The sequence below is a fragment of the Eubacterium pyruvativorans genome (assembly GCF_900102225.1).
Taxonomy (GTDB): Bacteria; Bacillota; Clostridia; order Peptostreptococcales; family Anaerovoracaceae; genus Aminicella; species Aminicella pyruvativorans.
The window spans coordinates 1-13,416 of the sequence record NZ_FNBF01000002.1; the positions used below are offsets into that span (position 1 = coordinate 1).

The following is a 13,416-nucleotide window of genomic DNA, read 5'->3' on the forward strand; positions in this document are numbered from 1 at the left end:
TGGTAAGGCTCGTGGGAGACTACCACGTAGATAGGCCGGAGGTGTAAGTATGGTGACATACTCAGCTGACCGGTACTAATCGGCCGAAAGCTTGGTCAGAGATGACAATCGCAAGGCTTAGAGGAAGTGAAGCAGAGAGAAAGGCTTGTATGTTGTTCGGATTTGAGGGTACACCTCAACGAAACGAATATCTGGTGGCAATAGCGAAGATGTTACACCTGTTCCCATCCCGAACACAGTAGTTAAGCTCTTCAGCGCCGATGATACTTGGCGGGTGACTGCCCGGGAAAGTAGGACGCTGCCAGTTTTCCGAAAGCAGCCTTTTGGGGCTGCTTTTTTCATGTCTTCGCATATGGGTAGATATACGTCTTCGGGAAGGAAGAATGTCGCATACACTCCTATCATTTGTGTTATAATATATCGGTATAGCATCAGATAGAAACGTGTTGGAGGCGGGGATGGCTGTTTTGAAGTTCATGTTGTGCATACTGGTCTGTGTACCGTTTGCGGTAATCGCCCGCACGTTGGTCCGACAGCTCATGAAGAAGTACAGACGGAAATAGATGATATGGAAAAGGGTATTTTTATCAGTTTTGAAGGTCTGGACGGTTCGGGGAAATCCACGCAGATGGAATATCTACGGCAGTATCTGGACGAGCGGGGCATCCCGTCGGTTTTTGTCAGGGAACCCGGAGGAACGCCGATCGGTGAGAAAATCCGCAGCATTATTCTGGACCGCCAAAATGCCGGGATGGATCCGGTCACTGAGGCGATGCTCTATGCCGCCAGCCGGGCACAGCTGGTCAGTGAGGTGATTGAGCCTGCGCTTGCTGCAGGGAAGGTGGTTGTCTGCGACCGTTATATTGACTCCAGCGTGGCATATCAGTCCTTCGGACGGGGATTGAAGTATAAGGTGGTGGAGATCAACGAGCATGCTGTGCGGGGGGTCATGCCGGATGTGACTTTTTGGCTGGACGTGCCGCCGGAGACAGGCCGGGCGCGCCGAACGGGCCGGGAACAGGACCGGCTGGAAGCAGAGCAGGAGGCTTTCTTCTACCGGGTGCAGGAAGGCTACCAGAAGCTGGCGGAGCATTTTCCGGAGCGGATCAGGCGGCTGGACGGCAGTCTGGACCGGGAGGAAATCCGGGAACGGATTGTCGGTTTTGTGAAGGACATGCTGGACCGCCGGGACGCTGCGGACTGCGGGGAAATGGCGGACTTCCCGGAAGGCGGGGAGGCGTAGAATGCTCCTGGGTGATTTTCAGAAATACGGCAGTGCAGCGGAGAAACTGGGCCGTGCCATCCGGGCCGGAATGCCGGCTCATGCGTACATTCTGGAGGGAGACTATAATGTGCCGAAACTGGCGTTCGCCCGGGCGGCGGCGAAGGCGCTGGTCTGTCCGGAGATGCCGGGCACAGGATGCGGGCACTGCAGTACCTGCCGGAAGATCGAAAATGGAAATTATGAGGATCTGTATGAAGTGATTCCCAGTGATACCACGGGGAAGAACACGGGAATCTATTCGGTGAAGGATGAGCAGATCGACCGTCTGATCGGCGATCTGATGATGAAACCGGCGGCAGGTCCACGGAACCTGGCGATCATCACAGAAGCGGACAGTATGACCTCCCGGGCCCAGAATCACCTGCTGAAGACACTGGAGGAACCGTACCCGGGCACAGTGATCATGCTGCTTTCGGAAAACAGGGATAAACTGCTGAATACGATTCAGTCTCGCTGTGTGACCCTTCGTCTGAACGACGTGGACCGGGGCGAGGACGGTGTGATGCAGCAGCTTGCGGGGGAGATTCTCCGGGACATTGCTGCGGGCGCCTACTTCTATGATATGAAGAAGAAACTGGAAGACGCTCTGGAGAGGCGGGCGGATGCGTATGCTTTTTTTGATGCAATGGAGGCCGCTCTGGGGAAATGTCTCCGGGGAGCGGGGCCTTTTCCGCCGGAACTTGCGGCGTCCTGTGTATCCTCTGTGGAGGAGGCACGCCGGGCCGTGCAGGGAAACGGTATTTATAAATATGCGGCGAAGAATCTGCTGCTGAAGCTGGAGGATGCCGCAGAACGGGCACGATAGGAAGTAAGAAATGGAAAATAGAGATAGAATGGCGCCGGCGGACCGGGAGGTTCTGACGAAACCGGCGGAAGAAGAGATGGCAGCGGACGGCGCAGCCGGCTCCGTGACGGAGACCAGTGGAGCGTCGGAAGTGAATGAAAATCCGGAGGTGAACGCAGCCCCGGAGGCGCCGGAGGCGAATGAAAATCCGGATGCGGGCGACAGTCCGGAGGAAAATGCAGCCCCGGAAACGCCGGAAGCGCCGGAGGAGGATTTCCCGGCCATGCCGGCCCATCCCCACATCACCGCAGATGTGGTGGGGGTCCGCTTTAAGAAAATGGGAAAGATGTACTACTTCGATCCGAACGGTCTGGATCCGAAGGCAGAGGAACACGTCATCGTGGAGACTGCCCGGGGCATGGAGTTCGGAACGGTCTCCATGGGCGTGACGGCGGTGAACGACAACGATGTGGTAAAACCGCTGAAGAAGGTGGTGCGCATCGCCGACGAGGAGGACATCCGGCGCCACGAGGAAAACGAGGCGAAGAAGGGCGATGCAATGCGGATCTGTCAGGAGAAGATTGCGAAGCACCATCTGGAAATGAAACTGATCGATGTGGAGTACACATTCGATAATAACAAGATTATCTTCTACTTCACCGCCGACGGCCGGGTGGATTTCCGGGAGCTGGTGAAGGATCTGGCCGGAGTGTTCAAGATGCGGATCGAGCTTCGGCAGATCGGTGTCCGGGATGAGGCGAAGATGCTGGGGGGAATCGGGTGCTGCGGCAGAGAACTTTGCTGCGCCACCTGGCTTACAGACTTCCAGCCGGTTTCCATCAAGATGACGAAGACCCAGAACCTGTCCCTGAATCCGACAAAAATCAGCGGGGTGTGCGGCCGGCTGATGTGCTGCCTGAAGTATGAGAACGACACTTACCTGGAGCTGGGAAAGGATCTCCCGTCCGTGAATGAGCGGGTGAAGACCGAAGACGGCATGGGGAAGGTCATTGAGACCAATATTCTGAAAGGAACCGTTCGTGTCCGGATGTACACCGGCGAGAAAGACGAGAACGGTCAGGATAAGCTGGGTTCCGATATCATCGAGTACGGGAAGGAAGATATCGTCCGGCTGGGGAAGCGCCGGAACGGAAAAGCGCCGGAGAGAAGCGGTTCCCACGGATGCGGAAAGTGTCCGAAAATGATGGCGGAGGCTGCTCTGGAAGCGGCCGCTGCAGCGAAAGAGAAGGCTGACCGGGTGGAAACTTCGGGAGAAGGCCAGGAACGGCCGGATGGCAGCCGCCGGTCTTCCGGCGGCGGAAGCCGGCGTGAGCGCAGGGAACGCCCGAACCGGTCATCTGCCAGAGACCGGCGGAAGGACGACCGAAAACGGGAGCGGAAACCGGAGGAATCCGGAAGAGAGAAGAGCGGCCGTTCCGGCCGCAGCGGCAGCCGAAACGGTCACCGTCGACGGAAGAACCAGGACGGGGGAGAACGGAATGAGTCGTAGACTGGATGAGACCCAATTTCCGGGTCTTCACATCTGGCAGGATCCGGAGATGTTCTGCTTCGGCACCGATGCGGTGCTGCTCTCCGGTTTCACGGCCCGTCTCGTTCAACGGATGAAGGGACGGAAGATGGTCCGGAACCTGGTGGATCTTGGCTGCGGGAACGGGATCATGCCCGTTCTGCTGGCCCGGGAAACGGAAATCCCCGAGATTACCGGGGTGGAGATGCTTCCCCGGGCTTGCGAACTGGCCAGAGAGAGTGTGGAGATGAACGGTCTGAGCGACCGGATACGCATTCTCCGGGCCGATATTGCCTGCGTGCTGGATTCCAGGAAGGAAAAAGGCGGAATGCAGGGAGTATCCGGCGCAGATCAGACGGTATTCGACGCAGACTCGCGTGTGTTCGACGCAGACCGGATCCGGTCCATGTTCAACACCTGTGATATGGTGATTTCCAATCCGCCCTACATGAAGCAGGGGCACGGCAGGCAGAATGCTCTGCCGGAGCGGCTGGCGGCCAGGCAGGAAACCACGGCGGACCTGGAAGCTTTTTTGAAACTGGGCGGGAAACTGCTTCGGTCCGGCGGATCCTTCTGCATGGTCCACCGGGCGAACCGCATGGCAGATATACTGAGCATCAGCCGGGCTCTCCGGCTGGAGCCGAAACTGCTGCGGCTGGTCAGCGGAAGACGGGGAGAAGAACCGAAACTTCTGCTTCTGCAGATGGTGAGGGACGGCGGTGCGGAGCTCCGAGTTCTTCCCGAAATGGCAATCCGGGAGGCGGACGGCAGTTTTTCGGAGGAGATGCTTTCATATTACTATGGGTGCCGGACAGAGGGAAATGTATTGAAATTCTTATAGATATGATATATAGTACGGGAGGTCTTGCAATGATTACCATTAACGTGAAGAGTGCGCTGATCGCTCTGGTGCTGCTGGCTCTGCTGATTCTGCTGATCATGCTGATTGTATTGGTGAAGAACCTGATTACCACCGTGAAGAACGTGAACCGGATAACGGAGGATGCAGGGACGATCACGTCGATTGCGGCCAGCAAGTCCACGGATCTGAGCAGCATTCTGGGTGATGTGAAGAGTGCCGTACAGGATGTGACAGAGGCTGTGAAGGGAAACAGGAACCTGATCGGCGCAGTGACCAACCTGGGAAAGGCGGTCGCTTCTATGGCGGCATTCCTGAAGAAGGATTCTTCTGACGAGTTGTAGGATAATCAAAAAATCTTCACAGAACTGCGTTATAGTATATATTCAGCGCACTGGGCCTGAATGAGGTTCGGTGGGCGAGAAATATATAATTAATGTGTATTACTATGAGCTGTATAGATGTCAGGCCGTGATCCGTTCCATTACTTTGAAGACGGCATCACAGTTCAAGGTCGTCGATTCGACGAAAGGAGAAATGTGTATGAAGGCAACAGGTATTGTCAGACCGGTAGATGCTCTGGGACGAATTGTTATTCCCGTGGAATTACGGAGAAATCTTGACATCCAAACGAACGACTCACTGGAAATCTTTGTGGACGGGTCCTATATCATGCTGAAGAAGTATGAGCCGACTTGTGTTTTCTGCGGTAATGCGGATAATGTGAAGCTTGTGAAGGGAAAGTATGTTTGTGCTGACTGTCTCGAAGAGATGAAGAAACTCTAACCAGTTTCTTTGAATGGGAGCAGTCATGGGCATCTGGAGGAAAATGTGGCGAAATTTTTAGTTCAGAACAGCGGTCCGCTGAATGGTGTGGTGAAAATCAGCGGGGCGAAGAATTCCGTGCTGCCGCTCATGGCGGCGGGAATTCTGCCGGACGAGAAGTGTACGATCTCGGACGTGCCGGCGCTTCGGGATGTGCGCGTCATGCGCGAAATTCTGGAATCGCTGGGCGGTACGATTGCCGACGCCGGAGATCATGTGCTGGATATCGACATGAGTACGCTGACCACGAATGTGGCGAATTATGAACTGGTGAGCAAGATGAGGGCGTCGTTTCTCATCATGGGTCCGCTTCTGGCGAAGACCGGCGAAGCGAAGGTTCATATGCCGGGCGGCTGCACGATCGGCGCACGGCCGATCGATCTGCATCTGAAGGGGTTCCGTGCCCTGGGAGCAGAGACGATTGTGAAGGATTATGCCGTGGAGGCAATCGCGCCGAAAGGCGGTCTGGTGGGAGCGAATATCTACCTGGATTTCCCGAGCGTGGGCGCTACCGAGAACATCATGATGGCTGCCGTTCTGGCGAAGGGAACCACCTACATAATCAATGCGGCGGAAGAGCCGGAGATTGTCGATCTGGCCAACTTCCTGAACAAAATGGGCGCCAGAGTGAAGGGCGCCGGCACCGATCAGATCAAGATCGAGGGGGTGGAGCGGCTCCACGGAGCAGACCACACGGTGATTCCCGACCGGATTGAGACGGGAACCTACATGCTGGCATCAGCGATCACCCGGGGCGAGATCCTGATCAAGAACGTGGTGCCGGACCACATCCGCCCGATCACGGCGAAACTCAGAGAGTGCGGTGTTCTGGTGGAGGTCGGCGACGAGGGACTCTACGTGGTGGCGGACCGAAATGAGCTGACGTCCACAAACATCAAGACCCTGCCGTACCCGGGCTTTCCGACGGATATTCAGTCGCCGTTCATGGCCTTCCTGACAACGGTAGAAGGGGAGAGCAGTGTCATCGAGACGGTTTTCGAAAACCGGTTCATGCACGTGGCGGAACTGAACCGGATGGGTGCCGATATTCAGGTGGACGACAACCGGGCGATTATTCCGGGCAGCAAGCGCCTGGAGGGAGCTCAGGTCGTTGCCACGGACCTTCGGGCGGGGGCCGCCATGGCTCTGGCCGGTCTGGTGGCATCCGGAACCACCGAGATTTCGGAGATCTTCCATATCGAGCGGGGATATGAACGGTTCATTGAGAAGTTCCGTGCGCTGGGAGCAGATATTCAGCGGGTGGACGACTAAGGAACAACAAGAAGGACATATTAGGGGGACATCATGGCGGACACGAAATTTCTGCAGCTCCTGTCGAAGGATTATCCCAACATACAGGCTGCATCCGCAGAAATCATAAACTTGAAAGCGATTCTTGCGCTGCCGAAGGGCACCGAATATTTCCTCAGCGATCTGCACGGAGAGCATGAGGCGTTCATTCACATGCTGAAGAGTGCCTCCGGTACGATCCGGGCGAAGATCGACGAGCATTACAGCGGCATTCTCAGTGAGCGGGACCGGTATGATCTGGCCTCACTGATCTATAACGCAGATGCGGAAATCAGGCGCAGGAAGAAAACGGAAGAGAATTTCGACGACTGGTGCAAGGTCGTGATCTATCGTCTGGTCACCATCTGTCAGTCTGTCTCCACGAAATATACCAGGTCCAAGGTCCGCCGCAGACTGCCGGCGTATCTGGACTACGCTATGGACGAACTTCTCCACGCAGACGACGAGGAGAACAAGGCCCATTATTACAATGAAATTATTTCCTCCGTTGTGGAGTGCGGCATCGCCGAGACGTTCATTCGGGAACTGGCGGATGCGATCAGCAGTCTGGCGGTGGATCAGCTTCACATCATCGGTGACATCTTCGACAGAGGTGCTCATCCGGATTTCATCATGGACTTTCTGATGAAATATCATGATGTGGATTTCCAGTGGGGGAACCATGACATCGTCTGGATCGGCGCTGCCTGCGGCCACAGAGCCTGCATCGCCAATATCCTCCGCATGAACATCAGTTACAACAATTTCGATATGCTGGAGATCGGGTACGGCATCAATCTCCGCCCGCTGGCGGTGATGGCCGAGGAGATCTACGGCGATGATGACTGTGAGGCATTCAAGCCCCACATTCTGGACCGGAACAAGTACGACCCGGTGGACGAACAGATGGCAGCGAAAATGCACAAGGCCATTTCCATCATCCAGTTCAAGCTGGAAGGGCAGCGGATCAAGGCACATCCGGAATACGGCATGGAGAATCGTCTGCTGCTGGACAAGATCAACTGGGAGAAGGGCACCGTCACCGTGGAAGGGAAAGAGTGGCCGATGCGGGACAGAAACCTGCCGACCGTGGACCCGAAGGATCCGTACAAGCTGACGGAAGAGGAGCAGTTCGTCATTGATTCGCTCCGGGCTTCCATCATGAATTCCGAAAAACTCCAGAGCCACATCCGTTACCTGTTCAGCCACGGTGCGCTGTACGAAGTCTGCAACGGGAATCTGCTGTATCACGGCTGTATCCCGATGACGGAGGACGGCGAATTCACCGAGCTGACATTCAACGGAAAGAAGTATCACGGGAAATCTCTGATGGCGTATCTGGACAGCCAGGTACGGAAGGAGTTCTTCACCCCGGCGGAATCCCAGGAACACGGGATTCCGGGGGATCTGATGTGGTACCTCTGGGAAGGAAAGGATTCTCCGCTGTTCGGAAAAGAGAAGATGACCACCTTCGAGCGGCTCTTCATCCGGGACAAGGCTTCCCACAAGGAGCCGGTACGGCCGTACTACAAGCTCCGGGAGGAGAAGGCTCCGTGTGAGAAGATTCTCCGGGAGTTCGGCCTGGATCCGACCCGGTCCAAGATCCTGAACGGTCATGTGCCGGTAAAGATCAAGGACGGTGAGAGCGCCGTGAAGGGAGGAGGCCTCCTCTACGTCATCGACGGCGGCATATCGAAAGCATATCAGAAACAGACGGGCATCGCAGGTTATACATTCATCTTCAATTCCCGTTTTATGGCGCTGGCAGAACACAAGCCATACACACCGCTCCGGGAGGACGGCACCCAGGTATTCCATTCTCCGGAAATGCGGGAGGTGGAGAAACTGCCGCGCAGAATGCTGATTATAGACACGGACCAGGGCCGGGAACTGCAGCAGCAGGTTCAGGATATGAAACAACTGGTCGAAGCCTATCGGAACGGGATCTTGAAAGAGGATTACAGCTGCCTGCCGCGAAAGTAGGAGAATAAAAAAATGGCTAAGTCCGATAATTACGTTACATATTATGAGACAGGATCCACGGATCCGTACTATAATCTGGCCTTCGAGCAGTACGTTATGGAACACTGCAAGGAAGGCGACATCCTGATGCTCTGGCAGAACGACAACACCATCGTGGTGGGACAGAATCAGAACACCCAGGCGGAGATCAATCAGGAATTCGTCCGGGAGCACGGCATTCATGTGGTCCGCCGCATGACCGGCGGCGGCGCCGTGTATCATGACCTGGGGAACCTGAACTATTCCTTTATCACCGATGCAGGAGATACGAAGCTTCTGTCCATGGAGCGTTTCACGAAACCGGTTGTGGAGGCACTCCGGGCGCTGGGGCTGGATGCCGCATCCTCCGGCCGCAACGACATCGTGGTCAGCGGCAAGAAAGTGTCCGGCACCGCCCAGCGCATTCACGACGGGCGGGTGCTCCATCACGGCACATTGCTGTTCCGTTCCGATCCGGAGATGGTGGCCGGTGCGCTGAATGCGGATCCGGAGAAGTTCCGGACCAAGAGCGCGAAATCGGTGCGGGCCCGCATCGGCAATATCGCCGACTTCCTTCAGGAGGCGGGACACGGAGACATGGATCTCGAGGCTTTCTGGAAATACCTGAAGGATGCGCTGTCCGGCAGCCTCATGGTGGAGTCGGAACTGACAAAGGAAGACCTGCAGGCGGTCCGCAAACTGCGGGATGAGAAGTATGACACCTGGGAATGGGTATTCGGACATACCATTGATTTCACCTACCACAACAAGGTCAGATGGGACGGCGGTTCCCTGGAAGTTCAGGTGAATGTGGCCCGGGGCGGAGAGATTCAGGAGATCCGTTTCTACGGAGACTTCCTTTCTTTGACGCCGCTCACGAAGCTGGAACAGGCGCTTTCAGGTGTTCGGTTCCGGAAGGAGGATGTGAAGGCAGTACTGGATCAGTATGCCATGAACGAACTCTTCGGGCCGATCACGGAGGAAGAGGTGCTGGAGACCATGTTCCCCGGCGCATAGGTGCGGTTGAAAGGCGGCGTCTTCCGGATTCGTGAGGAAGTGCGAGGGGCCTTACACCATCTGGGGCGGTGTTGAACCATACGATTCGATCGGGCAGGTGCGGAATTTCGATTTTTTCGAATTCCGCACCTGCCTTCTTTGCTTTCGGCTGCGGATTGCAGGCGACCGGATTGTCCCGGGTGCGGAATGAAAGATAATCATGTTTTTCGCACCCTGTTCACCGCAAATCAGATGCGAATTTGAAGAAAATGGCGATTTCGCACCATAATCATTTCACAGCCATTTCACAGCACCATGGAGGCGCCGTAGGTAATGCTTGTGACGATGACTCCGGCGATCAGCAGTCCCAGCAGAATCATGGGCACTGCGGTTTTCAGCCTGATTTCCAGGATCGAGGCGATAACGGCGCCGGTCCAGGCGCCGGTGCCGGGCAGGGGAACCGCCACGAAGAGCAGGAGGCCCAGCGCCTCATACTTCCGTACTTTCTCAGCCTTCGTCAGTGTTTTCTGTTCATACCGGGCGATGATCCGGTTCAGGCGGGAACTGGTTCGGCGGAGCGTCCGCAGGATTTTCCGGAGGAAGAGCAGGGCGAAGGGCACCGGAAGGATGTTTCCGGCGACAGCCACCAGCATGGCCTGCCAGGGATTGAGTCCGGCGGCGACGCCGGCCGGGATGCCCGCCCGGAGTTCCAGAATCGGGACCATAGATATGAAAAATGCGGCGATCACACCTTGCATCGGCTGCTCCTTTCAGTGGTAATACCTGTTCATTATAGGGTGTATTCGTGATGATAATATGAAAAAAGACCACGGAATCCCGCAGTCTTTTTTCATGAGTATGTATGTAGGTACCGCAGATATTCTGCGTTGGGTATTGCAACAGCGTTTCTCCGCAGGCAGTCCTTCTCGGAAGTACCCCTATTTCCGGGAGATAGAGTATTTCTTCATCATCTCATCCAGGAAGGCGAGGTACTTCTCCCGGACCTCTGAAGAGGCCGGATCTTCCTCGAAATTCCGGGCCTTTTCGTCAATTCCTGTTCTCGCCGCTTCGGAGAGCTTGTCCTCTGCGAAGGTGTAAACCACGTTATTTTCCTTTTCCACATGGCGGTTCAGCAGATCTGCATAGCCCATGGCACCGGTCAGAATGTCCAGCTTGTGTTCTGTCTTCGGATCCTGTCTGTAAAGATCCAGTGCGGCTTCCCAGTCTGCCACATGGGCCCGGCCCAGATCATGTTCCACCAGCATGCCGTGGCGGATCAGACTTTCGCCGATCATGCCCAGTTCTCTCTCCATTTCCGGAAAGAGAAATTTCTCTTCCTTTCCGTGGTGGTAGTGGTCCGCATAGCTGCGGGTGAAGTCGATCATCCGGCGCATCTCCCCATCGTTCACTTCTCCGCCGTCCAGAATGGCGACGCAGGCTTTCCGGATGGCGGACAGCATATAGCTGATGTTCCGGTGTTCTTCTTTCATGATGTCAATACAATACATGGTATCACCTCGTTATGCGATCCGGCAGGCGCCGTCTTCATCGGTGTAGGAGAAGCCGGTGCCGTCCAGCAGTCCTTCGATCAGACTCTCCCGGATCTGGTAGTATACCGCCGGGCCGGCTGCCGGGTCCGTCCAGTACTTTCCGTGGAGATCCTGGGTGCGGTTCCACCGGTAGTCGTCGAATTCGTTCTGTACCACCTGATTCACATTGTCACACGGCATGCCGTCCAGCAGCGTTTCGTCCAGCAGACGGTAGGCATCCATGGCGGTTTCCGCTGTTTTCCGGTTGGCAGCGCCGAACCGGAATGCGGCATCCCGGATGTCCGGAAGGCGATCCGGTTCTTCCCGGAGGATTGCGGTAACCAGTGCGGCAAAACGGGTTTCCGCCTCGTCGATGCGGTTCTGCAGCCAGCCGTGAATGTTGGATACGTCGATCAGACTCTCCAGCGGCTGGAGTTCCTCCACCGTGAACTTCTGTCTCTGTTCATCGGAAGAGAGGGCTTTCCAGCCGGACTCTTCGCCCGCTCCGCAGATGGCGTTGGTCAGACCTTCCTGCATCTTGATCTTGTTATACAGCCAGAAATGGATTGGTCCCAGAAATGCACTCATTGTCCGGACCTCCTTACTGAACGGCAGCGTTCACTTTTGCCAGTACTTCGTCCACGTTCAGACCATGCACCATGCATGCGTTCTCCAGAGACTCGCTCTGGGACGCCGGGCAGCCCAGACAGTGCATGCCGGACTCCATCAGTGCGCCCGCCGCACCTTCGATGTTGTTGACAATGTCGCCCACCAGCATATCCTTCGTGATTTCAATCTTAGCCATTTTCGTTACCTCCTGTATTTTCGCTTGCATTGTTATCTTGATTGTGAGCCCAGTATAGCGGAACCGAAACAACAGAACTGTGACATGAGCAACAATTTCCGGTTTTTACGAAAAAAAAACAGCGGCGCCTCAGCGCCGCTGCAACAGATGACAGACTGCAACAGACTGTATTAGATGTCTACTTTCGTCGTCCCGCCCAGGAAAGTCGGCAGGGATTTGCCGCTCTTCAGCCAGGTCTTGTATTCGGCTGTAGCTGTCCACAGAACGTCGCCGGAGGAATTCAGGGCTGTTTCCAGGGAGTCCTGAACAACGCCCACGATGAATCCGACACCGACCACCTGCATCGCCAGGTCGTTGGAAATGCCGAACAGGGAGCAGGCCATCGGGATCAGCAGCAGGGAGCCGCCGGCCACGCCGGAAGCACCGCAGGCTGACAGTGCGGACAGGATACAAAGCACAATGGCGCTTGGCAGGTCAACTTCAACACCCAGGGTGTGGCAGGCGGCCATGGTCATGACAGCGATGGTGACTGCCGCACCGTTCATGTTGATGGTGGACCCCAGTGGAATGGATACGGAATACATGTCCTCGTCCAGGCCCAGCTTCTCACAGAGTGCCAGGTTCACCGGGATATTCGCAGCGGAGGACCGGGTGAAGAAGGCGGTCACCGCACTTTCCTTGATGCAGCGCCACAGCAGCGGATACGGGTTTCTCCGCAGCACGGCGAAACAGATGATCGGATTGACGATCAGCGCCGCCGTCAGCATGCAGCCCACCAGCAGCAGGAGCAGTGTGCCGTACTGTTTGAAAATGGCCAGACCGTTGGTGGATACGTTGGTGTAAACCAGACCCATGATACCGAACGGCGCCAGATTGATGACATAACGTACGCCCTGGGAAACCGCATCGGACAGATCCTTCATGACCCGCTGGGTTTCCGGAGATGCGAATTTCTTCAGCGCCAGACCCAGAACCACAGCCCATGCCAGAATGCCCAGGTAATTGGCATTCACGATGGATGCGATCGGGTTCGCTACAATGTTCATCAGCAGGTTGTGAACGATTTCTCCGAATCCCTGGGGAATCGTTTCTGCCTCCGCAGCCTTCGCAAACACGATCTTCTGCGGGAAGATGAAGCTGCCCACAACCGCAGTGATACCGCCCATGGCCGTGCCGAACAGATACAGGACGATGACCAGTCCGAAGCGGCGGTCCAGCTTGCTGGAGCCCTGGCACAGGGCTGCGATAACCAGTACGAATACCAGCACCGGTGCGATTGCCTTCAGAGCGCCGACGAACATGTCGCCGAAGATCCCGATGGCGGCAGCATTTTTTGCAAAAATTCCGAGAATAGCACCGACAATCAGGCCGATGATGATGCGGATGATCAGACTGGTGTCGTTATACACCCGCACAATGGATTTTAGAGCATTCATAATATTTCCCTCTCTCTCCACAAACCAAAACAACAAGGATGCAGCAAACCAGAGACATGAGATCATGCTGAATTGTCT

General features: G+C 55.8%; 13 protein-coding genes, 2 rRNA genes and 1 pseudogene. 11 read left to right on the forward strand and 5 right to left on the reverse strand.

Annotated features, from left to right (window positions below; translation table 11 throughout):
* From BLQ24_RS00895 to BLQ24_RS00945, 11 genes and pseudogenes are all read left to right on the forward strand, one after another.
* Positions 1-99: ribosomal RNA gene (locus BLQ24_RS00895) — 23S ribosomal RNA — on the forward strand; the annotation flags it as partial.
* A gap of 91 nt (positions 100-190) precedes the next feature.
* Positions 191-307: ribosomal RNA gene (rrf, locus tag BLQ24_RS00900) — 5S ribosomal RNA — on the forward strand.
* A gap of 261 nt (positions 308-568) precedes the next feature.
* Entirely contained in the window at positions 569-1,243 is a 675-nt protein-coding gene (gene tmk / locus BLQ24_RS00905; RefSeq protein ID WP_090161726.1) for a dTMP kinase, read from the forward strand.
* A gap of 1 nt (position 1,244) precedes the next feature.
* Positions 1,245-2,090: a DNA polymerase III subunit delta' gene (locus tag BLQ24_RS00910; RefSeq protein WP_090161728.1), complete on the forward strand. Its 846-nt coding sequence runs from the start codon at positions 1,245-1,247 to the stop codon at positions 2,088-2,090.
* A 262-nt stretch (positions 2,091-2,352) separates the two neighbouring features.
* Positions 2,353-3,138 (forward strand): annotated as a pseudogene (locus BLQ24_RS10265) (PSP1 domain-containing protein); the annotation flags it as partial.
* Positions 3,139-3,568: 430 nt separating this feature from the next.
* Positions 3,569-4,438, forward strand: a complete 870-nt coding sequence (locus tag BLQ24_RS00920; RefSeq protein ID WP_173452740.1) for a tRNA1(Val) (adenine(37)-N6)-methyltransferase — start codon at positions 3,569-3,571, stop codon at positions 4,436-4,438.
* A 29-nt stretch (positions 4,439-4,467) separates the two neighbouring features.
* Positions 4,468-4,800, forward strand: a complete 333-nt coding sequence (locus BLQ24_RS00925) for a hypothetical protein (RefSeq protein ID WP_090161732.1) — start codon at positions 4,468-4,470, stop codon at positions 4,798-4,800.
* Between the two features lie 199 nt (positions 4,801-4,999).
* Positions 5,000-5,242 carry an AbrB/MazE/SpoVT family DNA-binding domain-containing protein gene (locus BLQ24_RS00930; RefSeq protein ID WP_090161733.1) on the forward strand — a complete coding sequence of 81 codons (243 nt, stop codon included), beginning with the start codon at positions 5,000-5,002 and terminating at the stop codon, positions 5,240-5,242.
* Positions 5,243-5,287: 45 nt separating this feature from the next.
* On the forward strand, positions 5,288-6,553 hold the full coding sequence (gene murA / locus BLQ24_RS00935; RefSeq protein ID WP_090161735.1) for a UDP-N-acetylglucosamine 1-carboxyvinyltransferase: 1,266 nt from the start codon (positions 5,288-5,290) through the stop codon (positions 6,551-6,553).
* A 33-nt stretch (positions 6,554-6,586) separates the two neighbouring features.
* Positions 6,587-8,554 carry a fructose-1,6-bisphosphatase gene (locus BLQ24_RS00940; RefSeq protein WP_090161737.1) on the forward strand — a complete coding sequence of 656 codons (1,968 nt, stop codon included), beginning with the start codon at positions 6,587-6,589 and terminating at the stop codon, positions 8,552-8,554.
* Between the two features lie 12 nt (positions 8,555-8,566).
* A complete protein-coding gene (locus BLQ24_RS00945) occupies positions 8,567-9,589 on the forward strand; it encodes a lipoate--protein ligase (RefSeq protein WP_090161739.1) in 1,023 nt (340 codons plus the stop codon).
* Between the two features lie 284 nt (positions 9,590-9,873).
* Here the strand turns inward: BLQ24_RS00945 and BLQ24_RS00950 are convergent, their stop codons facing one another.
* The 5 genes from BLQ24_RS00950 to sstT all read right to left on the reverse strand — a co-directional run bounded on the left by BLQ24_RS00950 (position 9,874) and on the right by sstT (position 13,338).
* A complete protein-coding gene (locus BLQ24_RS00950) occupies positions 9,874-10,326 on the reverse strand; it encodes a COG2426 family protein (RefSeq protein WP_090161741.1) in 453 nt (150 codons plus the stop codon).
* A gap of 180 nt (positions 10,327-10,506) precedes the next feature.
* The gene (locus BLQ24_RS00955) at positions 10,507-11,076 is read right to left on the reverse strand and encodes a hemerythrin domain-containing protein (RefSeq protein ID WP_090161744.1); all 570 of its coding nucleotides are present in this window, start codon (positions 11,074-11,076) and stop codon (positions 10,507-10,509) included.
* A 12-nt stretch (positions 11,077-11,088) separates the two neighbouring features.
* Positions 11,089-11,685, reverse strand: a complete 597-nt coding sequence (locus tag BLQ24_RS00960) for a hypothetical protein (protein ID WP_090161745.1) — start codon at positions 11,683-11,685, stop codon at positions 11,089-11,091.
* Between the two features lie 13 nt (positions 11,686-11,698).
* On the reverse strand, positions 11,699-11,902 hold the full coding sequence (locus BLQ24_RS00965) for a DUF1858 domain-containing protein (protein WP_173327986.1): 204 nt from the start codon (positions 11,900-11,902) through the stop codon (positions 11,699-11,701).
* 170 nt (positions 11,903-12,072) lie between these two features.
* On the reverse strand, positions 12,073-13,338 hold the full coding sequence (gene sstT / locus BLQ24_RS00970) for a serine/threonine transporter SstT (protein WP_090161747.1): 1,266 nt from the start codon (positions 13,336-13,338) through the stop codon (positions 12,073-12,075).
* Positions 13,339-13,416 lie beyond the last annotated feature (78 nt).

Coding starts and splice junctions, on each gene's coding strand:
- tmk (WP_090161726.1), top strand. CDS start 569: ATGGAAAAGGGTATTTTTATCAGTTTTGAAGGTCTGGACGGTTCGGGG.
- BLQ24_RS00910 (WP_090161728.1), top strand. CDS start 1,245: ATGCTCCTGGGTGATTTTCAGAAATACGGCAGTGCAGCGGAGAAACTG.
- BLQ24_RS00920 (WP_173452740.1), top strand. CDS start 3,569: ATGAGTCGTAGACTGGATGAGACCCAATTTCCGGGTCTTCACATCTGG.
- BLQ24_RS00925 (WP_090161732.1), top strand. CDS start 4,468: ATGATTACCATTAACGTGAAGAGTGCGCTGATCGCTCTGGTGCTGCTG.
- BLQ24_RS00930 (WP_090161733.1), top strand. CDS start 5,000: ATGAAGGCAACAGGTATTGTCAGACCGGTAGATGCTCTGGGACGAATT.
- BLQ24_RS00940 (WP_090161737.1), top strand. CDS start 6,587: ATGGCGGACACGAAATTTCTGCAGCTCCTGTCGAAGGATTATCCCAAC.
- BLQ24_RS00945 (WP_090161739.1), top strand. CDS start 8,567: ATGGCTAAGTCCGATAATTACGTTACATATTATGAGACAGGATCCACG.
- BLQ24_RS00950 (WP_090161741.1), bottom strand. CDS start 10,326: ATGCAAGGTGTGATCGCCGCATTTTTCATATCTATGGTCCCGATTCTG.
- BLQ24_RS00955 (WP_090161744.1), bottom strand. CDS start 11,076: ATGTATTGTATTGACATCATGAAAGAAGAACACCGGAACATCAGCTAT.
- BLQ24_RS00960 (WP_090161745.1), bottom strand. CDS start 11,685: ATGAGTGCATTTCTGGGACCAATCCATTTCTGGCTGTATAACAAGATC.
- BLQ24_RS00965 (WP_173327986.1), bottom strand. CDS start 11,902: ATGGCTAAGATTGAAATCACGAAGGATATGCTGGTGGGCGACATTGTC.
- sstT (WP_090161747.1), bottom strand. CDS start 13,338: ATGAATGCTCTAAAATCCATTGTGCGGGTGTATAACGACACCAGTCTG.